The organism is Roseobacter sp. EG26, assembly GCF_049830555.1.
Classification (GTDB): Bacteria; Pseudomonadota; Alphaproteobacteria; order Rhodobacterales; family Rhodobacteraceae; genus Roseobacter.
This window is the reverse complement of sequence record NZ_JBNBLH010000002.1, coordinates 378,532-398,437: the sequence shown is the minus strand read 5'-3', so window position 1 is coordinate 398,437 and position 19,906 is coordinate 378,532. Positions and strand designations below refer to the sequence as shown.

Annotated in this window: 20 protein-coding genes; 11 read left to right on the top strand and 9 right to left on the bottom strand. The window is 57.6% G+C overall.

Annotated elements, in window-relative coordinates:
* Positions 1-11: 11 nt before the first annotated feature.
* The 3 genes from ACOTTU_RS07485 to ACOTTU_RS07475 are packed head-to-tail and all read right to left on the bottom strand — an operon-like array spanning position 12 to position 2,798.
* A complete protein-coding gene (locus ACOTTU_RS07485; RefSeq protein ID WP_425657038.1) occupies positions 12-998 on the bottom strand; it encodes a PDR/VanB family oxidoreductase in 987 nt (328 codons plus the stop codon).
* Positions 995-1,591 (bottom strand): dimethylamine monooxygenase subunit DmmA family protein, encoded by a 597-nt coding sequence (locus ACOTTU_RS07480; RefSeq protein ID WP_425657036.1) that lies wholly within the window; start codon positions 1,589-1,591, stop codon positions 995-997. Before ACOTTU_RS07480 ends, ACOTTU_RS07485 begins: the two co-directional genes overlap by 4 nt.
* A gap of 58 nt (positions 1,592-1,649) precedes the next feature.
* Positions 1,650-2,798, bottom strand: a complete 1,149-nt coding sequence (locus tag ACOTTU_RS07475) for an aminomethyltransferase family protein (RefSeq protein ID WP_425657034.1) — start codon at positions 2,796-2,798, stop codon at positions 1,650-1,652.
* A 278-nt stretch (positions 2,799-3,076) separates the two neighbouring features.
* On the opposite strand from ACOTTU_RS07475, the gene ACOTTU_RS07470 reads away from it, so the two are divergent.
* The 8 genes from ACOTTU_RS07470 (at position 3,077) to ACOTTU_RS07435 (ending at position 10,863) form a co-directional block, all read left to right on the top strand.
* Positions 3,077-4,441, top strand: a complete 1,365-nt coding sequence (locus ACOTTU_RS07470) for an ammonium transporter (RefSeq protein WP_298917764.1) — start codon at positions 3,077-3,079, stop codon at positions 4,439-4,441.
* Positions 4,442-4,455: 14 nt separating this feature from the next.
* Positions 4,456-4,671, top strand: coding sequence for a hypothetical protein (locus ACOTTU_RS07465; protein WP_298917762.1), 216 nt, complete (start codon positions 4,456-4,458; stop codon positions 4,669-4,671).
* A gap of 138 nt (positions 4,672-4,809) precedes the next feature.
* The gene (locus ACOTTU_RS07460) at positions 4,810-5,739 is read left to right on the top strand and encodes a class II glutamine amidotransferase (protein ID WP_425657032.1); all 930 of its coding nucleotides are present in this window, start codon (positions 4,810-4,812) and stop codon (positions 5,737-5,739) included.
* On the top strand, positions 5,739-6,416 hold the full coding sequence (locus ACOTTU_RS07455) for a GXGXG domain-containing protein (protein ID WP_298917757.1): 678 nt from the start codon (positions 5,739-5,741) through the stop codon (positions 6,414-6,416). The genes ACOTTU_RS07460 and ACOTTU_RS07455 overlap by 1 nt, the downstream gene beginning before the upstream one ends.
* An 11-nt stretch (positions 6,417-6,427) precedes the next feature.
* A complete protein-coding gene (locus ACOTTU_RS07450; RefSeq protein ID WP_298917754.1) occupies positions 6,428-7,771 on the top strand; it encodes an FMN-binding glutamate synthase family protein in 1,344 nt (447 codons plus the stop codon).
* A 60-nt stretch (positions 7,772-7,831) separates the two neighbouring features.
* Positions 7,832-9,160: a type III glutamate--ammonia ligase gene (gene glnT / locus ACOTTU_RS07445; RefSeq protein ID WP_425657030.1), complete on the top strand. Its 1,329-nt coding sequence runs from the start codon at positions 7,832-7,834 to the stop codon at positions 9,158-9,160.
* 78 nt (positions 9,161-9,238) lie between these two features.
* Positions 9,239-10,573: an NAD(P)-binding domain-containing protein gene (locus ACOTTU_RS07440; protein WP_425657029.1), complete on the top strand. Its 1,335-nt coding sequence runs from the start codon at positions 9,239-9,241 to the stop codon at positions 10,571-10,573.
* Positions 10,573-10,863, top strand: a complete 291-nt coding sequence (locus tag ACOTTU_RS07435; protein ID WP_425657028.1) for a hypothetical protein — start codon at positions 10,573-10,575, stop codon at positions 10,861-10,863. Before ACOTTU_RS07440 ends, ACOTTU_RS07435 begins: the two co-directional genes overlap by 1 nt.
* Here the strand turns inward: ACOTTU_RS07435 and ACOTTU_RS07430 are convergent.
* From ACOTTU_RS07430 to ACOTTU_RS07420, 3 genes are read right to left on the bottom strand one after another with little or no spacing between them, the layout of a single operon-like run.
* Complete coding sequence (locus tag ACOTTU_RS07430; protein ID WP_425657027.1) at positions 10,793-11,185, bottom strand: hypothetical protein; 393 nt, start codon at positions 11,183-11,185, stop codon at positions 10,793-10,795. The genes ACOTTU_RS07435 and ACOTTU_RS07430 overlap by 71 nt on opposite strands.
* Entirely contained in the window at positions 11,182-11,583 is a 402-nt protein-coding gene (locus tag ACOTTU_RS07425; protein WP_425657025.1) for a cyanoglobin, read from the bottom strand. The genes ACOTTU_RS07430 and ACOTTU_RS07425 overlap by 4 nt, the downstream gene beginning before the upstream one ends.
* Positions 11,580-13,961 (bottom strand): DUF1989 domain-containing protein, encoded by a 2,382-nt coding sequence (locus tag ACOTTU_RS07420; protein WP_425657024.1) that lies wholly within the window; start codon positions 13,959-13,961, stop codon positions 11,580-11,582. The genes ACOTTU_RS07425 and ACOTTU_RS07420 overlap by 4 nt, the downstream gene beginning before the upstream one ends.
* A gap of 251 nt (positions 13,962-14,212) precedes the next feature.
* On the opposite strand from ACOTTU_RS07420, the gene ACOTTU_RS07415 reads away from it, so the two are divergent.
* The gene (locus ACOTTU_RS07415; RefSeq protein WP_425657022.1) at positions 14,213-15,058 is read left to right on the top strand and encodes a DMT family transporter; all 846 of its coding nucleotides are present in this window, start codon (positions 14,213-14,215) and stop codon (positions 15,056-15,058) included.
* A gap of 2 nt (positions 15,059-15,060) precedes the next feature.
* On the opposite strand, the gene ACOTTU_RS07410 is transcribed toward ACOTTU_RS07415, so the two are convergent.
* The 3 genes from ACOTTU_RS07410 to ACOTTU_RS07400 form a co-directional block, all read right to left on the bottom strand.
* The gene (locus tag ACOTTU_RS07410; protein WP_425657020.1) at positions 15,061-16,083 is read right to left on the bottom strand and encodes a GlxA family transcriptional regulator; all 1,023 of its coding nucleotides are present in this window, start codon (positions 16,081-16,083) and stop codon (positions 15,061-15,063) included.
* Positions 16,084-16,086: 3 nt separating this feature from the next.
* The gene (locus ACOTTU_RS07405) at positions 16,087-16,971 is read right to left on the bottom strand and encodes a bifunctional 5,10-methylenetetrahydrofolate dehydrogenase/5,10-methenyltetrahydrofolate cyclohydrolase (protein WP_425657018.1); all 885 of its coding nucleotides are present in this window, start codon (positions 16,969-16,971) and stop codon (positions 16,087-16,089) included.
* A gap of 173 nt (positions 16,972-17,144) precedes the next feature.
* On the bottom strand, positions 17,145-17,621 hold the full coding sequence (locus ACOTTU_RS07400) for an Lrp/AsnC family transcriptional regulator (RefSeq protein WP_425657016.1): 477 nt from the start codon (positions 17,619-17,621) through the stop codon (positions 17,145-17,147).
* An 83-nt stretch (positions 17,622-17,704) separates the two neighbouring features.
* Here ACOTTU_RS07400 and ACOTTU_RS07395 point away from each other — a divergent pair, with 83 nt between their 5' ends.
* The gene (locus tag ACOTTU_RS07395) at positions 17,705-18,724 is read left to right on the top strand and encodes a pyridoxal-phosphate dependent enzyme (RefSeq protein WP_425657014.1); all 1,020 of its coding nucleotides are present in this window, start codon (positions 17,705-17,707) and stop codon (positions 18,722-18,724) included.
* Entirely contained in the window at positions 18,717-19,844 is a 1,128-nt protein-coding gene (locus ACOTTU_RS07390) for an amidohydrolase (RefSeq protein ID WP_425657012.1), read from the top strand. Before ACOTTU_RS07395 ends, ACOTTU_RS07390 begins: the two co-directional genes overlap by 8 nt.
* The last annotated feature ends 62 nt before the right edge of the window (positions 19,845-19,906 follow it).

Here is a 19,906-nt window from a genome sequence, read left to right as displayed (position 1 = left end):
CTCGCGACGCTTTAGCGGTCCAGAACCAGGGATTTTCCGATAAATCGGCTGACACAGGGCATGATCTTCCTGCCACCGGTCTTTTCACCATCGTCCAACCAGTGATCACGGTGAACAAAAGTGCCATCAGCCTCAACCACATCGGTTTCGCATTGGCCGCATGACCCACCCCGGCACAGGAACGGGGCCTCGACCCCTGCCCGTTCGATCGCTTCGAGCAGACTTTCGTTTTCACCCACCATGATCGTCTTGTCGGATTTGCACAGGCGCACCTCGAACGGCTTGCCGGGTTGTGGTGCCAGAAATTCCTCTGAGTGAACATGCGGGTCAGGCCATCCTGCCTGTGCGGCCGTGGCGTGCACCCAGTCAATCATGCCCGACGGCCCACAAACGTAGACATGTGTGCCCAAAGGTTGCCCGTCCAGCAGGTTTTCCAGCGGGATCGCCTGGTTCTGGTCATCATAATACACATGCACCCTGCCCGCATGTTTGTAAGACAAGACGTCGACATAGCTGCCAAGCGCTTCGCTGCGAGCCGAATAATGCAACTCCCAGTTCCCATTCATCCGTTGAAGCTGCGCAATCATCGACATGAAGGGCGTGATCCCGATGCCGCCGGCCAGAAACACATGTTTGCGCGCCCTGAGATCGAGCGAAAACAGGTTCACCGGAAAGGTGATGACCATTTCATCGCCAACCTGAACATTGCGGTGCATGAACAGCGACCCGCCCCGGCCCTCATCATCACGGCGCACCGAAATCGCATAGATGCTCAAATCACCGGGGTCTGACATCAGGGAATAGGGATTGAGACGCACACGATCGCCATCCCGCATTTCTACAACCGTATGGGCCCCCCCCGAGAACGGCGGAAACGGATTGCCATCTCTGCGGCTGAATTCAAATCGCGTGACAAGATCATTGACAGGAACCACAGCGCTGACGACCACGTCTATCTTCTCAGCGCCCGGCTTGGCTTTCTGCGGGGCGGCGCTCATTCGTAAATCCCCCTTGGTTCCGGTACGTTACCATGATCTTCGGCATCGACGCGCACGCCCTGATAGGCCGCAAGACGCCGCGAATAATGATCACGCACAAAGAGATTCAGACCACAGTGCGCGCAGACAAAGGGATCGGTTTCCACGTCTTCGGTGATCCCCTTGCAATGCACACATTGCATCCGCCGTGCGACCGATCCGCGGTGCTCGGTCTGAATGGCGGTGTGGGGGATGCCTGCCTCGATCGCTTCGCGCATCGCTTGCCCCATCACCCCTTCGGTGCCCGCCAGATAGACTTGCAGCCCCATGTGGGCATCCTGAAACACCCGGCGAATGCGCTGAACCGAGGCCGCATAGGTCGGGCCCTCATAGAACTGTGCCGGGTTGAGCGCGCGCAGAGCGTCCCCATGAGACGTCCCCTTAGCGATGAAAATGATGTGCGTGTGGGCCATCAGGTCCGACGTCGCAATGGCGATAATGGCCTCGGCCCCTTCCGCGTCTGCAATCATCAGGTGATGCTTGCCTGCGCGCGCCTCTAGCCTGCCCCAAACCGGGCGGCTCTTGATCGAAGGTGGGAAATCGAATGTTGACATGGCTGTCCTCTTGGATCGCGAAAGGGCGCGCCTTCATCGCCGCGCCCTCAACTTCTGATCAGCCCCTGGCCGTCCGGATTTTCTTTTCAACGTCGTAGAAGGGCATTTCTTGTGCGGTACAGGCGATTTCTGTGCCATCGCCATTGCGCACCGTCAGCGCCGTACCGGGCGTAGCAGCAGCAACGGGCATCCGTGCAATTCCCACATTGTGGCCGTTGAGTTCTGAATACATCCCGTAGGTCACATGGCCCACCTGTTCGCCGTTTTGCAGCAAGGCCGCCCCTTCATCGGCGGGCGCCGTGCCTTCGAGCTTGACCCCGTAGATCTTGAACCGCTCCTTGCCTTCAAGCGCGTAGTGGTTTTCGGCGCCGACAAAGCCCACCTTGCCCGGCGAGACCGTGAAATCGAGACCAAGCTCCCAGAGGGTATCGCCGCAGGGGCTGCCATCTTCAAACGGATAGGTTTCCGAATTATCGCCGGGATAGAACAACAGGTAGCTTTCCGTGCGCAGCAGATCGAGCGTTGAAAACTGCACCGGCACGATCCCCATATCGGCGCCATCCGACAGAATGGAATCCCACAGATGCACGGCGTGGCGCCCTTCACAGAAAATCTCGTAGCCGCGTTCCCCGGTGTAGCCAGTGCGCGAGATCATCACCGGACAGCCGAAAAGCTTGGTCTGCATGATGCCAAAATACGCCAGATCCCGGATGCCATCGACATGTTTTGCAAGGAAATCGACCGCAACGGGGCCCTGCAATGACATATCATGCAGATCATCGTCGAAAATCACGGCGACGTTTTTGGCACCTGCCGCCGCCGTCAATTGCTCCATGCCGGTGCCGGTCCCATGCACAACCATCCAGTGGTTGACCGAAATCCGGTAGATGACGCAATCGTCGATGAACTTGCCTTCGGGGTTCAGCATGCAGGCGTAGACGGAGCGTCCCGGCATGATCTTGTCGACATTGCGCGTTGTGACCCGGTCAATGACCGCAGCGGCGTGAGGTCCGGTCAAATGCACTTTCTTCAGGCCAGACACATCCATCAGGCCCGCCTTGGTCCGAACGGCTTCATAGTCGGCTTTCGCGCGTTCGGGTGTATGGTCATAGAACCAGGCGGTTCCCATGCCGTTCCAGTCTTCCAACGCGCCACCGATTTCAGCATGACGCTGCGCCAGCGCGGACGTTCTCCAAATAATGGCCATCAGATTTTCCCTGTCATTTTGAGTCTTTGTTTTGGGTATTGAGCCTCAGTGTCGGCCAAAAAGCAACATTGGCGTGCAACTTTTTTTCCTGTCAGGCAATTAATTCACCTTTTCTGGGAGGCTTTTTGCGCCCCTTCCGGCCACATCTGAAAAAACAAAGAAACCGTTTTGCCCTCACAGGATTGTTGACAAAATCACTCTAACCGAGATTAAGTAAAGGAAAAATTGTTTACTCACAGGCAAATTCGCGCCTGAGAACCAACCAAGGGAGCTACAAAGTGGATGGCAATCTAAATGCGTTAACCACAGTTTTTACAGAGTTTTACTACTGGGTCACGGTGGTATTCATGTTTCTGATCCATGTCGGGTTTTGCATGTACGAAGTCGGCGCCAGCAGGCGACGGAATCACATGCACACCCTGATGAAAAACATCATGATCATCCCGCTGGTCACGGTCACATTCTTCTTCTTTGGCTGGTGGATCTATTGGGCGTTCCCCATGTTCCCGTTCTTCGGCGGACTGGATCATGAAGCGGCCAGCGCCAACCTGCCCTGGTCGGAAAACATGGCCACGAACCTTGGGGACCGCATCACCGGTGTCTTCTGGGCAGCCTTCCTGTTGTTCTCCTGGACGGCGGCCTCCATCGTATCGGGATCGGTTATCGAGCGGATCAGATCATCCGCCCTTTGGGTACATGCTGTCCTGATCGGATCGGTTTTCTGGATCATCGACGCGGCCTGGGGTTGGCACTACGGCGGCTGGATGGTGCAATATCTGGGCTATCATGACGCCTATGCCTCCGGTGTGATCCACGCCATTGCAGGGGGATATGCTTTGGGTGTCATCATGGTGCTGGGTCCGCGCATTGGCAAATTCGCCGAAGACGGGACGCCGCGCGACATTCCTCCGCATAACCCTTGGCTTCTGACCATCGGAATTTTCCTGATCTACACCGGCTTCTGGGGCTTTTATGCCGCCTGCAATGTTCCGGCCATTTCCCCCGAGGCGATCGGCGGGCAAATAACCGGCGAGACATGGACAGCCACCAATATCTACCTTGCGCCTACATCGCTTTCGGCAATCACGTTCAACTTCCTGATGTCGCTCTCCGGTGGCCTGATGGCGGCTTACGTGGTCTCAAAAGGCGATGCTTTCTGGACGTTCTCGGGCGGCCTGGCAGGCGTCATCACCGCCTCGGCGGGCAATGACCTTTATCACCCGATCCAGGCGATGATCATCGCGGCAATCGGCGTGGTGCTTGTCTACAAGCTGCACTATTGGGTCGAGCGCAAGTTCAAGCTTGATGATGCGGTGGGTGCGGTTGCAGTCCACGGCTATGCGGGCTTCATCGGTCTGGTCATCTCAGGGTTTGTTCTGTGGGGCGCACCCTCGTCACCTTACGAAGGCTACGCGGCAATCAACCCTGTCGGACAGTTCATCGGGGCGATCATCATGTTCTTCGTCCTGGGGTTCCTGCCCGGCTACACCGTGGCCCGCATGCAGTCTGCCGCAGGCGTACTGCGCATTCCTGAAGAAGTGGAACTGCAAGGTCTCGATTATGCCGAGCACCACGCCTATGAGGATGCCAAGGCGGATATCATCGCGGCGGACAAAGCCGCACTTCAAGCGAAATCAACCTGAATTGGGAGAAAATCATGTCCACAATCGGATATAAAGACTGGGCCGTTGACCTTGCTGAGGTCGGAGCAATCTATCCCTTCCAGGGATGGGAAGTTGCCATGACCGTTGTTGGTGTTCTCTTCTGGCTCGGCTGGCATCGCATCCAGTTCGTGCGCGAGAACGAGCATCTGGAAAAAGCCCGGAAAATGGGCGATCCGGAGAAGGTCAAATCGGCCCTCGAACGATATTGATGACGCAAATCGGGGCGGTTTCTGACCGCCCCGCACAAACACCCACAGGAAAAAAACTTTCCTGATAGTTGAGCCTGAAATTAATAACTGCTAGCCTGCGACTCAACTGAACCGACCTCGATTGAAAGGACCGCTCTGATGTGTGGGATCGTTGGACTATTTCTCAAGGACAAATCGCTGGAACCGCGTCTGGGTGATCTGATGACCGACATGCTGATCACCATGACGGACCGCGGACCAGACAGTGCAGGCATCGCAATTTATGCCGGCGGCGCGGATGGGAACGCAAAGCTGACGGTGCAATCAGACACGCCAGAGGTGGATTTCGCCGGTTTGGACGCGATCCTGAACGAAGCCCTTGGCACAACCACGGCAATGACGATCAAGGACACCCATGCGGTCCTGGAAATCCAGGGCGCTCAGCTGGATGCGGCACGTGCCGTTCTGGCGGAAAAGCGACCAAAGATTCGGATCATGAGCCGGGGCGAATCCCTTGAAATCTATAAGGAAGTGGGTCTGCCAAAAGATGTCGCAGACCGGTTCGATCTGCGCGGCATGTCCGGATCACATGGCATTGGGCACACGCGCATGGCCACGGAATCAGCTGTGACGACAATGGGCGCGCACCCTTTCAACACTGGGCTCGACCAGTGCCTTGTCCACAACGGATCGCTGTCCAATCATAACTCGCTGCGCCGCAAGCTGCGCCGCGAAGGGGTTCACATCGAGACCGAAAACGACACGGAAGTCGGCGCGGCCTACCTGACCTGGAAAATGAGGGAGGGAGCGACGCTTGGGCAGGCGCTGGAATCCAGCCTGGATGATCTTGACGGGTTCTTCACCTTTGTGGTCGGCACCAAGGATGGCTTTGGCGTCGTGCGTGATCCGATCGCCTGCAAACCTGCGGTGATGGCAGAAACCGATCAATATGTGGCTTTCGGGTCCGAGTATCGCGCCCTGGTCAGCCTGCCCGGAATCGACGATGCCCGCGTCTGGGAACCTGAACCGGCGACGGTTTATTTCTGGTCTCACACCACTGCGCCAACCGCTCACGAGAAAGCCGCCTGATGCAAGTTTTTGACTTAGAAGCGCAAGGCCTGCGCGAATTGAATGCCACTCTGCATGCACAATCCACGGACACCAACCAGACCGCTTGGGAAATCGTCAACCCCAAAGGCAGCCACGCCATTGCCGTCGGTCTGGATGCGCCCATCGAAGTGAACGTCAAAGGGTCCACGGGATACTATTGCGCTGGCATGAACAAACAGGCGACCGTGCATGTGCATGGCTCTGCCGGTCCGGGTGTTGCGGAAAACATGATGTCGGGCACCGTGGTGATCGAAGGTGATGCGTCACAATATGCCGGGGCCACCGGAAATGGTGGCACGCTGGTGATCAAGGGGAATGCCTCGTCACGCTGTGGCATTTCGATGAAAGGCATCGACATCATTGTGCATGGCAACATCGGTCACATGTCGGCGTTCATGGCGCAATCGGGCAATCTTGTGGTTTGCGGGAACGCGGGCGACGCATTGGGAGATTCCCTCTATGAGGCGCGGCTTTTTGTACGCGGTTCGGTCAAATCCCTCGGCGCTGATTGCGTTGAAAAGGAGATGCGCCCTGAACACCTCACTCTGTTGGCGGACCTGCTTGAACGGGGGGGATGTGACGCCAAACCCGAAGAGTTCAAACGCTATGGATCGGCGCGCAAACTCTACAATTTCAACATCGACAACGCATACTAAAGGGACACGTGATGAAAGACGACCACAATGGTGTACCGCGCACGGTCCCGGTTCAATCCGCAACCTTCTCGAACCCGGTAAACGCCGAAATCCGGCGCGCCGCAGCCACCGGTATTTATGACATCCGGGGCGGTGGTGCCAAACGCAAGGTCCCGCATTTTGACGACCTGCTGTTTCTCGGGGCCTCGATTTCACGCTACCCGCTCGAAGGCTACCGCGAGAAATGCGAAACATCGGTGACGCTGGGCACCCGCTTTGCCAAAAATCCCATTCAGCTTGATATTCCCGTCACCATCGCCGGCATGTCATTCGGGGCGTTATCCGGCCCCGCCAAGGAGGCCCTGGGGCGCGGAGCCACCCTCGCGGGCACGTCCACCACGACCGGCGATGGCGGCATGACCGAAGAGGAACGCGGCCATTCCAACAAACTGGTCTATCAGTATCTGCCGTCGCGCTATGGTATGAATCCTGACGACCTGCGCCGCTGCGATGCGATTGAAATCGTCGTCGGGCAAGGCGCGAAACCGGGTGGCGGCGGCATGCTGCTGGGTCAGAAAATCTCCGACCGGGTGGCCGAAATGCGCAATCTTCCCAAAGGCATCGACCAGCGCTCCGCCTGTCGGCACCCTGACTGGACCGGCCCCGATGATCTGGAAATCAAGATCCTTGAGCTACGCGAAATCACCAATTGGGAAAAGCCCATCTACATCAAGGTTGGGGGCGCGCGCCCCTATTTCGACACCACGCTGGCGATCAAGGCGGGCGCTGATGTGGTTGTTCTTGACGGGATGCAGGGCGGCACGGCGGCAACGCAGGACGTGTTTATCGAACATGTCGGCCAACCCATCCTGGCCTGCATCCGCGAGGCGGTTCGGGCGTTGCAGGACATGGGCATGCACCGCGAAGTGCAGCTTGTTGTCTCCGGTGGTATCCGGCACGGCGCGGATGTTGCCAAATGCATGGCTCTGGGGGCGGATGCCGTGGCCATTGGCACCGCAGCCCTGATTGCGCTGGGGGACAACGACCCGCGCTGGGAGGCTGAATACAATGAACTTGGCACCACTGCCGGGGCCTACGATGACTGGCACGAAGGGCGCGACCCCGCTGGCATCACCACGCAGGATCCTGACCTGATGGCCCGTTTCGATCCGATCGAAGGGGGTCGGCGCCTCAACAACTATCTCAAGGTGATGACGCTGGAGGCCCAGACCATTGCGCGTGCCTGCGGAAAGAACCACTTGCATAATCTGGAGCCCGAAGATCTCTGCGCGCTGACGATGGAGGCGGCAGCCATGGCCAAAATCCCCTTGGCGGGCACTGACTGGTACCCCGGCAAGCCCGGAACATCCTACTAACACGAAGGGCGCGGTCGTCATGGCACGCGCCCTCACTTTTTGACGAACAGGGAAACACCAATGACGACTGACCTCGCAAAATTCGCCAAAGACAACGGCGTGAAATACTTCATGATCTCCTTCACCGATCTCTTTGGCGGGCAGCGCGCCAAACTGGTCCCGGCGCAGGCGATTGCAGATATGCAGGAAGATGGCGCAGGTTTTGCCGGTTTCGCCACATGGCTGGACATGACGCCCGCGCATCCCGATATGCTGGCCGTGCCGGACCCAGGTTCCGTTATCCAACTGCCGTGGAAGCCAGAAGTTGCCTGGGTCGCCGGCAATTGCGTGATGGAGGACGAGGACGTGGCGCAAGCCCCGCGGAACGTGCTGCGCCGCCTGATTGACGAGGCCGCCGAGGAAGGGCTGCACGTCAAGACCGGGATCGAGGCGGAGTATTTTCTGCTGACCCCCGAAGGCGACCAGATCAGCGATCCATTCGATACCGCAGAGAAGCCTTGCTATGACCAACAGGCGGTGATGCGGCGCTACGATGTGGTGCGCGAGATTTGTGACTACATGCTCGATCTGGGCTGGGGCCCCTATCAGAACGACCATGAGGACGCGAATGGCCAGTTCGAAATGAACTGGGAATTTGACGACGCCTTGCAGACCGCAGACAAGCACAGCTTTTTCAAGTTCATGACCAAATCCGTGGCGGAAAAACACGGGTTCCGCGCCACTTTCATGCCCAAGCCGATCGAAGGGCTGACCGGCAATGGCTGCCACGCACATATCTCGGTGTGGGACGCGCCGGGCAGCAAGGCCAAAACCAACGTCTTTGCGGGCAAGGGCGAAGGTCAAACCGGCGAATTGGGCCTGTCCGAACGTGGCAAACATTTCCTTGGCGGCATCATGAAGCACGCCAGCGCGTTGGCGGCGATCACCAACCCGACAGTTAACAGCTATAAGCGTATCAACGCACCGCGCACCATGTCTGGGGCGACCTGGGCCCCCAATACCGTGACCTGGACCGGCAACAACCGCACCCATATGGTGCGCGTCCCTGGCCCGGGGCGGTTTGAGCTGCGCCTGCCCGATGGCGCGGCCAACCCTTATCTGCTGCAGGCCGTGATCATCGCGGCAGGTCTCTCAGGCATTCGCAGCAAGGCCGATCCGGGAAAGCGCTATGACATTGATATGTATGCCGAAGGTCACAAGGTGCGCGGCGCACCAAAACTACCTTTGAACCTGCTCGATGCCCTGCGGGAATACGACAAGGACAAGGGTCTCAAGGCCGCCATGGGCGCGGAATTCAGCGCCGCATACCTGAAAATGAAGAGGCAGGAATGGAATTCCTATGTCTCTCACTTCAGTCAGTGGGAACGCGACAACACGCTGGATATCTGATGCCAGTCGAGACCTGAAACGATGCAATGCCAGCGCTGTGATCATCGCGCTGGCATTTCCTTTTAGAAGGGTATGAATATGACAAAACGCGTTGCTGTTTTAGGGGCAGGTCCTTCCGGATTGGCACAATTACGAGCCTTCCAGTCGGCCCGCGAAAAAGGCGCAGAGATCCCGGAAATCGTCTGTTTTGAAAAACAATCCGACTGGGGCGGGCTTTGGAATTACACATGGCGCACAGGCCTGGATCAATACGGCGAACCGGTACATGGCTCAATGTACCGTTATCTTTGGTCGAACGGTCCGAAAGAAGGGCTGGAATTCGCCGATTATTCCTTTGAGGAACATTTTGGCAAACAGATCGCCAGCTATCCGCCCCGCGCCGTTCTGCTTGATTACATCGAAGGGCGCGTGAAAAAAGCGGGTGTTCGTGACTGGATACGCTTTGAAACCGCCGTGAAGGACGTGAGGTTTGACGGCCAGAAACTTCAGGTGACGGTCAGGGACCTGCCGGGCGACCGGCTATACTACGAGGCGTTCGACTTCGTCGTCTGCGCCACGGGCCATTTCAGCACGCCAAACGTGCCTTCCTTCGATGGGTTCGACAAATTTCCCGGTCGCGTGCTGCATGCGCATGATTTTCGCGACGCCGTTGAGTTCAAGGGACAGGACATTCTGATCATTGGCACCTCCTACTCGGCAGAAGACATCGGATCGCAATGTTGGAAATACGGCTGCAGGAGCATCACCGTCAGCCATCGCACCGCCGCCATGGGCTATGACTGGCCGGAAAACTGGCAGGAAGTGCCCCTGCTGACGCATCTGGATGGACGAACCGCACATTTCAAAGATGGCAGCAGCCGGGATGTGGACGCGATCATTTTGTGTACCGGCTACCAACACCATTTCCCGTTCATGGCCGATGATCTGCGTCTCAAGACGGCCAATAGGTTAGCAACTGCCGATCTTTACAAGGGCGTCGCATTTGTGCCGAACCCCCGGCTATTCTATCTCGGCATGCAGGATCAATGGTTCACCTTCAACATGTTTGACGCACAGGCCTGGTGGGCACGCGACGTGATGCTAGACCGGATCGCCCTGCCAGATACCGCGACCATGGATGCAGATGTTGCCGACAGAATTCGACGCGAAGACGCGTTGGAGGACGACTATGCCTGCATCTGGTATCAGGGTGATTACACACAGGAACTGATCGCGGAGACCGATTATCCAAGCTTTGACATCGAAGGTGCCTGCCAGGCCTTCAAGGAATGGAAAGGTCATAAAAAACAAAACATCATGACGTTTCGTGACAACGCCTATACCTCTGTGATTACCGGTACCAAAGCACCGCTGCACCATACGCCCTGGAAAGATGCGCTGGATGACAGTCTGGAAGTCTACCTGAAAAACTGATGCATCTGCTGGTGTTCCAACGTGTAGTTGCGGAACCGCCAGCGGCATTTTCAGAACATGGCGAAGCGGCCGGTGACACGGCCCATATTGTTCAGTTATTTGACGGCGATACCATCCCTGATCTGCGCGCCTGCGATGCGCTTTTGGTGATGGGCGGCCAGATGGATGTCTGGCAAGAGCAGGCCAACCCATGGCTACTGTCGGAAAAACGTGTCGTCGCTATTGATCAGGCCAGTCGAGCCTTTGCCCCTGCTCAACACGAAAGGGCGTCGGGGGCGTTGATTTACTGACCCAATAGAAATCACCGTCCCATTCCATCACGAACCACCCTTCCCACGCCGCATCGCCGGGCCAGCGGCTTTGGTATTCCTCACGCCCGCTGTCGACGCGCCACTTACCGCGCGCCGTCCTGATGCCCTGCTGGGCAAACAGAGTCACGCCATCTGCGGCAAAATACTGACGGTATCGAACGCCTTGCCACTTTCCGACAGCCGTATTGCCCATCAAAAGAGCCGATATTTCATGGGGTTTGAGCTTCACAGCCTGTGCAACGGCGATTGTCGGTAGAAGCGTCAAACAAGAGATTGCACCCAGTAGAAACCACCGCCTCATGCCCCCGCAACCTGACCGTCATTGACCAGGAGCATCGCTACACGGCGCAATGTTGCCCGCAACCGGTCAATATGGGGGCCTGCGTGACCGAGCCCCGCAAGTGTCTGATCCATGATAGCGAGCCAGTTTTCCGCATCTTCCAGGCGAATGGGCACATGTTCATGGATCTGTTTCACGTTCATGTGGCGGTGTTTTTCCATGTAGTATTGGCGCCCCCCCATGAAGCCGGACATGAAATTGATCTGCTCAACGCGCGTATGCGCTAGCCCGTGCCCTTCCATATGCAGGAACCGCAACTGCGCGCCTTCCGGCAAGCTCTCCACGAGATCATAAAATCGCTCCACCAATTCATGCAACGCGGGCTCGCCGCCAATTTGTTCCAGAACAGAGCCGGTCATGATCGCGGTCGTTCTTTCTTCGGATCGTAATGCGCGAAGGGCACGATCCGTGCCGGCAGCCGTTTCTGGTGACCGTCCAGTTTGCCCACCTCAAGTTCAGTGCCGACATCTGCATGGGCCACATCCACGCGCGCAAGGGCAATGTTCTTGCCCAACAGCGGCGAGCGCATGGAGGATGTCACCTCGCCGACCTGGGCCCGTCCCACATGCAGACAATCACCGTGACCGACGGTCACATTGCTGTCGATATCAAGACCGACCAGCTTGCGCGCCGGATGTTGCTTGCGCCGGATCAGGGCCTCCCGGCCGATGAAATCATCCTCTTTGGATTTAAGCGGTACGGTGAAACCAATCCCGGCCTCGAAGGGGTCGGTCTGATCTGAAAAATCATAGCCCGCAAAGATCAGCCCGGCCTCGATCCGCACCATATCGAGCGCTTCGAGACCCATGGGTCTCAGACCGTGGTCCCGGCCAGCTTGCCAGATCGCATCAAAGATCTCACCGGCATGTTTGGGATGACACATCACCTCGTAGCCCAACTCGCCGGTATAGCCAGTGCGCGAAATGACAAAGGGCGTGCCGCTTTCGTCGTTCAGGCGCGCGGGCGTAAAGCGGAACCATCCCAACTGGTCGAACTCCGGATTATGCGGCGCGGTCCAGACGATCTTGCGCAGCAGGTCGCGGCTTTCCGGGCCCTGCACGGCGACATTGTGCAACTGATCGCTGGACGAGCGCACCAGAACGCTCAAACCCAACTTCTGCGCCTGCTCCCTGATCCATTCACCGCCGTAGTCGTTGCCACCGATCCAGCGGAAATTATCCTTGCCCAGACGGAAAACCGTGCCGTCGTCGATCATGCCGCCGTGTTCGTAACACATGGCCGTGTAGACAACGCCACCCACGGCCAACGTCTTCATATTGCGCGTGAAAATGTACTGGCAGAGCGCTTCCGCGTCGGGGCCCGTGATTTCGAATTTACGCAGCGGCGACAAATCCATGATAACCGCTTGTTTCCGGCATGCCCAATATTCCTCGATCGGCCCTGCCTCGGCGAAACAATTGGCCAGCCAATATCCGTTGTATTCAACGAAATTGCGCGTGTGCTGGGCAAAGCTGTCATGAAAACCGGTTTGTTTTGTCATTTTTGGTTCCGCATCAGGAGTGGGCCGATAGGCAACCGACCGTTGGAATTTCTCTTCACCAGAATAGGTGCGCACGTGAATATCGGTGGGGTTCCAGCCATTGGCCGCCGTTGTATCGTCGGGACAGGCGGAGGAGACGCAGACGATATCCGTCAGCGCCCGCAGCAAAACGTAATCCCCCGGACGCGACCATGGTTCGTCTGAGTACATCACCCCGTGTTCATCCAGAAAGGTGTTGAAAAAGAAGTTGATCGCCATCCAGCCCGGTCGTCCTGACACGTTAAACTTGGCCAGCGCCGCGTTGAAGTTCTCCGAGCAATTGACATGCCCCGGATAGCCGATGTCATCGTAGTATTTGGCAGAGCACGCCAGCGCGAAAGCATCATGACGCCCGCAGGTATCCTGCACGACCTCAACCAGCGGCACCATCTCCTGATCGTAGTATTTAGCGTGCAGACCGGGCATTGGATAGGCATGTCCCATCAAGGTCCGCGTGGTGGTGACGTCCAGTGCATGCTCAATGCCTTTGTCGAGCTTGCGCGCGGAAAAACACTCAAAATCAGTACATTGCCGCCCATCCACGTCAATGATCTGGATGTAATCACCGGCCTTGACGAAATAGGCCTCGGCAGTCTGGGTGTGGATACGGATGTCACTGACGGGATCGGCCAGCGGGTCGGGCAGTTCAAAGCGCGCAGTCGATTTGATCACTGCACGGGTCAACCAGAGCGTCAGGGGTGTCACCGTGTCCTGGCTCTGCGCGTTCATCATCCCGGTCGGGTTCAGATGAGGTGCCGCGACAATGATCACGCCCTCCCGGGTGGCGGTAAATTCCTGCTTGGTGCCCGCTGGCGTGCCACTGTCAAAGACATTCAGAGCAGCGCTCTTTGCCAGATCAATACCGCGCGCTTCCACGCCCATTCGCAAACCGCGCAAGGATTGGTCGGACCCTGACAACAGGGCCATCAGGCCAACAGGCTTGCCATTTGCTGGCGCGTTCAACAATCCGGTATCTGCTTTGCCTTGAGGACCGGCACAAACGATCTCGCAAGGCTGCCCGCCTTCAGTATTTTCAACGCAAATCCTGTCACCGGCTTCGACCCGCACCAGAATGGCACCGCCCCCCTCGACGACGTAGCGTTCTGTGCCCGGCGGCAGGCTGAAAACACGCGGTTGAATGATGCGGCTTGGCTTGGGCGGGCCCGGCACCACTTTGGGGTACATGTCATCCAGCATCCGTCTCTCTCCCGCGACTCAGTGCGTTGCATCTGTGGAATAATTATTTAACCATAAGAATAACCAAGGTCTCCAATTCTCGCAAGGATAACGCAACCAATCTGATTTTGTGGGCGACATAAGCACATTTTGCTCTGCCAGCTGTGCGCATAACAACCCTCACTTCCCTGGGATCGACAAACACCCGGCACTCTGGGCGTGACGCCGACAATCGCCGCTGGTAAAGGCATGACACCATTTAGGAATTTCACATGACCGCTTTGAGCCTTGGATTGATCGCTGCCCTCTGCTGGGGCATCCACGACGTGACCATCCGCAAGATCAGCCAAACCGCGCCCTTGATGGCAACTTTGCTGGGCGTGCTGCTCACAGGCGCAGTTTTCCAGATAGGGGTCATGTTGGTGACCGATGGGTTCACCGCCCTGCCCCCACAAGCCGTCTATCTGTCAATCGCGGCGGGTGTTGCCTTCCTTATCGCCAGCACCTCTCTTTACGGGGCATTTCATCGTGGCCCGGTGCGCATCGTCGCCCCCGTTATCGGCAGCTACCCGATTCTCTCGGTCGGCTGGGCCGCACTTGGCGGAGCGACGGTAACCCCCTTCCAATGGCTGGCTGTTTTCGCCGTTGTGGCCGGGATCGCCATCGTGTCGGTGTTCTCCGACGATACAGAAACCCAATATCCGCCAAAGCTCCCAACGATTCTGCTGTCAATTGCAGCCGCATTCGGCTTCTTTTCGACATTTGCTCTCGGCCACGAAGCGGCACGGATCGCTGACGATCTACCGTCCATCCTGATCACGCGTGTCACCAGCATTCTGCTGTTGCTACCGGTCTTTCCAATCCTGTCGCTGCCATTCTGGCCGGGGCGCAGCGCGGTACCATTCATCGCCGTTATGGGCATTCTGGATGGCATTGCCCTGCTGTGCGTTCTCTCAGCCGGTAGCCTGCCTTCGCCTCAATACGCGGCTGTTTCGTCTTCGGTTTTTGGCATGATCACGGTCATTTTAGCCTGGGCGCTGCTACGCGAACGCCTGACATCCGCCCAATGGATTGGCTGCGCCGTAGCCTTTTCGGGGATTGGCTATCTGGCCCTCTGAGGTCAAGCGAACTTCATCAACGCGGGATCTTTTCGCGCCCGCGCCTGTGATGGCGACGTGCCGAATTCCGCCTTGACGGCGCGCGACATCGTGTTGGTCGATCCGAAACCGGTGACCACGGCAATCTCTGCAAGCGGCAGCAGAGTTTCCTCTACAAGGGCCCAGGCCTGCCGGGTGCGGAGCTGTTTATAAAACCGCGCGGGCGATTGGTTGAACGTGTCGCGGAAGAGGCGTTCGACCTGACGGGTCGAGAGGCCGACCTTCTGTGTCAAGGAAACCATGCACAAAGGTTCGGAAATGGTCTCTTCCATCAGTTCGATGATCCCCGCTATGCGGCTGTTGAACATGCTGTTATTGCCCGAGATACTCTTGGGTTGCGCGGCATTGCTTTTGCGAATGGAGGGCAACAACAACCGGCTGGACAGCTCCGCGATCTGCCGGGTTTCAAATGACGACGAAATCAACCCGATCAACAGCTCAGACGTCGACCCTGATCCAGCCGCCGTAATGATCCCGTCGGAACTCTCCGCCAGATTATCCGTCAGCGAAGGGTGGTATCCGGTTTCGCGCAGGCTGGCTGCATCGCGCCAATGGGTGGTCACTTTGCCAGAAGGCGCATTTGTCGCCTGGATGTAGGCTGTCGCCGCATCGGAAAGCGCCACAATGGTCAGGGCCTTTCGCTGCATCTGGCGGGCCCGCCCCAGCCACGGTTTTGCCGACCGGCACGCCCCCCCCAGCACAATCATCACATCGGAAAACCCATGGTTATCAATGGCCGGAGCGGCGCGCAGCATGTAGCCGCCCGACCCATTCACAAGCCCTGGCACATCCGAGGTGCAGCGCCAGGTGAACATCTCCCGCCCCACAACCTCATTTGCGATCGCTAGCGTATGGGTGACGCTGGTCGCTTCATGCGCGCAAAACCCTGCAGAGATGAAAATCTCGAAGCTGACCTGCCCATTGCCCTTCGACAGCGGTTGCCGGATGGCACGGGTCGGTTGGAAATCTGTTTCAAAACGTGCCATGAGCTACTCCATCCATCCTGCCGCGATCTGCCGTTGGTGTGCCACCGTCGCATTGCGCATCAATATGGCGACTGTCACCGGGCCAACGCCACCCGGTACCGGTGTGATCCAGCCGGCAATCTCGCGCACCGGGTCCGTATCCACATCTCCGACGATACGCCGCGTGCCATCTGAGCCTTCAATCTGGTTGATGCCGATGTCAATGACCACGGCACCCGGTTTGATCATATCCGGCCCCAGAAAATGCGGGATGCCAACAGCTACAACCACTACATCCGCCCGCCTTGAATGCAGGGCGACAGACCGCGTCATGTGATGGCAAACCGTCACCGTCGCGCCTTCGGCCATCAACATCATCGCGGCCGGTTTGCCAACGATTTCCGAATGCCCGATCACCACAATTTCAAGCCCCTGCAGGTCAAGACCGGTTGATTTGATCAACTCGACACTGGCAGCAGCCGTACATGGGGCCAGTGCGACATCGGAATAGACAATGTTGCCAATTGATGCGGGATTCATACCCTCCACATCCTTCAGCGGGTGAATGGCCGATTGCAGCGATCTGATGTTGAGATGCTCTGGCACTGGTCTTTGCAATATGATCCCAAGCACTGACGGATCATCATTCATGCTTTGAATGAGCTGCTTGGCCTCATCCTGCCCGATTTCGCCATTCCAGACCTGTTGGTCAAAAGGCAATCCGGCCAGAGCGGCTGCGCGCGCCTGGTTTCGGACGTAGATGGCGACAGACGGATTATGCCCAATCGAGACCGATACAAGTTTCCCAATGCCGGACTGCTGCGTCCGGTAGGCAACGCATTCATCAAGTATCTTCGCAGCAATCTCTTGCCCGACCAGATCGCCGTGTGCCCTTGCTGAATCTTTCATTGCCTTTAGTCCCACTTCCCGCACACAGGTTGACCCCACCACAGATTTCCCGCGCATACCCTGCGAGATATTTTCCTTAAATTCAATATATATTCCTTAAAATTAAACATCACGATGGCGATTTCCCGCTGTTGGCACAGCATTCGGCATCGAAAATCATGGCAAGCAATCAGTTAGTCGGACTGCTCGACCAGGACCTGTAGCCCCACCTTGTTCCGCCCCATCACCACAGATGTCCGGAAACGACGCACATTCGAATCCTCGAAAAACAACCGTTTTGTAAGCTCTTCAAAATCGGCCATATCAGATGCCGTGCAGATCAAGCAGAAATCAGCCTCGCCGGTCAGATAGTAGCATTGCTGAACCATCGGCTCATCCCGCGCGCGCTTGCAAAACGCATCTATTTGATCGAGGCGTTCGCGCTCCAGCTCCACCATAACAACAAAGGTCATTCCGGTTCCGACCTTCGCAGGATCAATCAAAGCAATGTCACCCGTCAGAATTTTCCGGTCCCGCAATGATTTGATCCGGCGCTGCACAGTTGCTGGCGACAACCCGGTCTGGCCCGCAAGCGCATCCAGCGATTGCCGCGCGTTGCGCTGCAACAGATTCAAAAGCGTCGCATCGGCGGCGTCTATAGTTTCTCTCACCAGAAGCCCTCATTTGCAAAATATTTTCATTACACTGGTTTTTTTGCCGATGAAGAGTCAAGAAATGGGGATATATATGACGCATGATAACAGAAATACAGCCGCTTCACCCTGCGCACCCTCGCGAACTTCTTGCTGCATGCCCCGCCTATGCGGCGTCGCCTCTGACGCATCATCAGCTGGAGGGGCGCAACCTCTGGATCAAAGATGAAACAGGGCGCATGGGCCTTGGTGCATTCAAAGCCCTGGGCGGCGTTTACGCTGTTGCACGGCTCATAGAGCATCACATCGGGCACAAAATTGCGCCCGCAGATTACATATCCGATCAGGTCCGCGACAAGGCCGCAGCGTTCACTTTCGTCTGCGCCAGCGCAGGTAATCACGGTTTGGCGGTCGCGGCCGGCTCCAGGATATTCGGCGCGGGGTGCCGCATTCATCTGGCAGCGACGGTTCCGGAAGGTTTCGCCGGGAGGCTACGAGACAAAGGGGCAAAGGTTGTACGCTCCGGCGCGACCTATGAGGAAAGTGTGGCAGCCGCTATCGAGGACGCCGAGCGAACCGGTGCCATTCATCTGGCCGATGGCTCCTGGCCGGGATACACCGAACCGCCCCGGCTGGTGATGGAGGGCTACACGGTGCTGGCCGAGGAGATGCGCACTGAGTTTCAGTCGACCGGCGCATGGCCCTCACATGTCTATTTGCAGGCAGGTGTCGGAGGGCTTGCGGCAGCCGTAGCCTACATGATCCGCGAAACATGGGACCAGCAACCTCAAATCGTCGTGGTCGAACCCGATGCAGCCCCGTGCCTCAAGCGCAGCGCGCAAGCCGGTAAAGCGGTGACCGTGGAGGGGCCGGTCTCCACCATGGGTCGGCTGGACTGCAAGGCACCTTCGATGCTGGCACTAAATATTCTGGCAAAGGTCGCAGACCGTTTCGAGATCGTAACGGATGCGCAGGCCATGGCGGGTGTGGAAGCTGCGCGCAAGCTGGGTTATGAAAGCACGCCATCTGGTGCTGCAGGTCTGGGCGCACTGCTTCTTGAAAAAAACCCGCCAGAAAATCCGCTGATCATTCTGTCGGAAGGTGCGGTTGATCATGTGTGATGCGGAATTGCAGTCCTTTCGGCGGGATTTGCACGCGCACCCGGAAACCGGTTTTGACCTCAAAAGGACATCCGACAAGATCGCTACCCGGTTGAAAGACGCGGGTCTTGAGGTCAGCCAGGGTGTGGGCGGTATGGGAATCGTGGCCAGTCTTCGGCGCGGTCCCGAGGAGACGGCGATCGGGCTGCGGGCAGATATGGATGCGTTGCCGATCACCGAAGCGAACGAATTTGCCCATCGCTCGACCCAAGAGGGTAAATTCCATGGATGCGGGCACGACGGGCACAGCACGATGTTGCTGGGGGCTGCATTGAAGCTGGCCCAGTCCAGCGCGCTGACGCGAACCGTCCATTTCGTCTTCCAACCTGACGAGGAAAACGGCAGGGGCGCCATGGCAATGATCGACGATGGGCTGTTCGAACGTTTTCCCATGTCTGCGATCTACGGTCTTCACAACATGCCCGGCATGCCAGTTGGGCATTTTGCGACGCAACCCGGCCCGTTCTGCGCCTTCGAGGATAATTTCGAAATCCGCATCACCGGCAAGGGTGGTCATGCCTCCATGCCAGAGGTCGCTGTCGATCCGATTGTGGTCGGTGCCGCCATCGTCGGGCAATTGCAAACCATCGTTGCGAGGTCAGTCGCCGCCACGGAGCACTGCGTGGTTTCGGTCACCGGGTTTGAAACAGATGGTGCGCGCAACATTCTAGCCAGTAACGTTGTGCTGACCGGCGACTGCCGCGGGTTTGATGCATCGGTTTCGCAATTGATCAGAACTCGAATGTCGCAGATCGTCCACGGCATCAGCGCTGCACAGGGGGCGACGGCAGAGATTGATTACGGGACCTCTTTTCGCCCGCTTGTCAACTCCCCGGCAGAGACGCAGACCGCTGCAATGGCCGCAGCCTCAACGGGCCAGATTGATGCCAGCTATGGACGCGTCGGTTTCTCGGAAGACTTCGCTGAGTTTCTGTCGCATCGGCCTGGCGCTTTCATGTTGATGGGCAATGGCACCGAAGGTGCCTATGCGATGCCGCTGCACAATCCTGGCTATGACTTTAATGATGGTGCCATTGATACAGGCGTCCGCTACTGGGAGGCCCTCGCTCTCAGCGGTTAGCGCCTTTGAGCGGTCAGGCATCCTCAGTGGCAACCATCATTATGCCACCCTGACCCGCCGCT

What these genes read in the sequence shown, in the direction of transcription:
- ACOTTU_RS07485 (WP_425657038.1), bottom strand. Translation starts at nt 998, where the DNA reads ATGAGCGCCGCCCCGCAGAAAGCCAAGCCGGGCGCTGAGAAGATAGAC.
- ACOTTU_RS07480 (WP_425657036.1), bottom strand. Translation starts at nt 1,591, where the DNA reads ATGTCAACATTCGATTTCCCACCTTCGATCAAGAGCCGCCCGGTTTGG.
- ACOTTU_RS07475 (WP_425657034.1), bottom strand. Translation starts at nt 2,798, where the DNA reads ATGGCCATTATTTGGAGAACGTCCGCGCTGGCGCAGCGTCATGCTGAA.
- ACOTTU_RS07465 (WP_298917762.1), top strand. Translation starts at nt 4,456, where the DNA reads ATGTCCACAATCGGATATAAAGACTGGGCCGTTGACCTTGCTGAGGTC.
- ACOTTU_RS07460 (WP_425657032.1), top strand. Translation starts at nt 4,810, where the DNA reads ATGTGTGGGATCGTTGGACTATTTCTCAAGGACAAATCGCTGGAACCG.
- ACOTTU_RS07455 (WP_298917757.1), top strand. Translation starts at nt 5,739, where the DNA reads ATGCAAGTTTTTGACTTAGAAGCGCAAGGCCTGCGCGAATTGAATGCC.
- ACOTTU_RS07450 (WP_298917754.1), top strand. Translation starts at nt 6,428, where the DNA reads ATGAAAGACGACCACAATGGTGTACCGCGCACGGTCCCGGTTCAATCC.
- glnT (WP_425657030.1), top strand. Translation starts at nt 7,832, where the DNA reads ATGACGACTGACCTCGCAAAATTCGCCAAAGACAACGGCGTGAAATAC.
- ACOTTU_RS07440 (WP_425657029.1), top strand. Translation starts at nt 9,239, where the DNA reads ATGACAAAACGCGTTGCTGTTTTAGGGGCAGGTCCTTCCGGATTGGCA.
- ACOTTU_RS07435 (WP_425657028.1), top strand. Translation starts at nt 10,573, where the DNA reads ATGCATCTGCTGGTGTTCCAACGTGTAGTTGCGGAACCGCCAGCGGCA.
- ACOTTU_RS07430 (WP_425657027.1), bottom strand. Translation starts at nt 11,185, where the DNA reads ATGAGGCGGTGGTTTCTACTGGGTGCAATCTCTTGTTTGACGCTTCTA.
- ACOTTU_RS07425 (WP_425657025.1), bottom strand. Translation starts at nt 11,583, where the DNA reads ATGACCGGCTCTGTTCTGGAACAAATTGGCGGCGAGCCCGCGTTGCAT.
- ACOTTU_RS07420 (WP_425657024.1), bottom strand. Translation starts at nt 13,961, where the DNA reads ATGCTGGATGACATGTACCCCAAAGTGGTGCCGGGCCCGCCCAAGCCA.
- ACOTTU_RS07415 (WP_425657022.1), top strand. Translation starts at nt 14,213, where the DNA reads ATGACCGCTTTGAGCCTTGGATTGATCGCTGCCCTCTGCTGGGGCATC.
- ACOTTU_RS07410 (WP_425657020.1), bottom strand. Translation starts at nt 16,083, where the DNA reads ATGGCACGTTTTGAAACAGATTTCCAACCGACCCGTGCCATCCGGCAA.
- ACOTTU_RS07405 (WP_425657018.1), bottom strand. Translation starts at nt 16,971, where the DNA reads ATGAAAGATTCAGCAAGGGCACACGGCGATCTGGTCGGGCAAGAGATT.
- ACOTTU_RS07395 (WP_425657014.1), top strand. Translation starts at nt 17,705, where the DNA reads ATGATAACAGAAATACAGCCGCTTCACCCTGCGCACCCTCGCGAACTT.
- ACOTTU_RS07390 (WP_425657012.1), top strand. Translation starts at nt 18,717, where the DNA reads ATGTGTGATGCGGAATTGCAGTCCTTTCGGCGGGATTTGCACGCGCAC.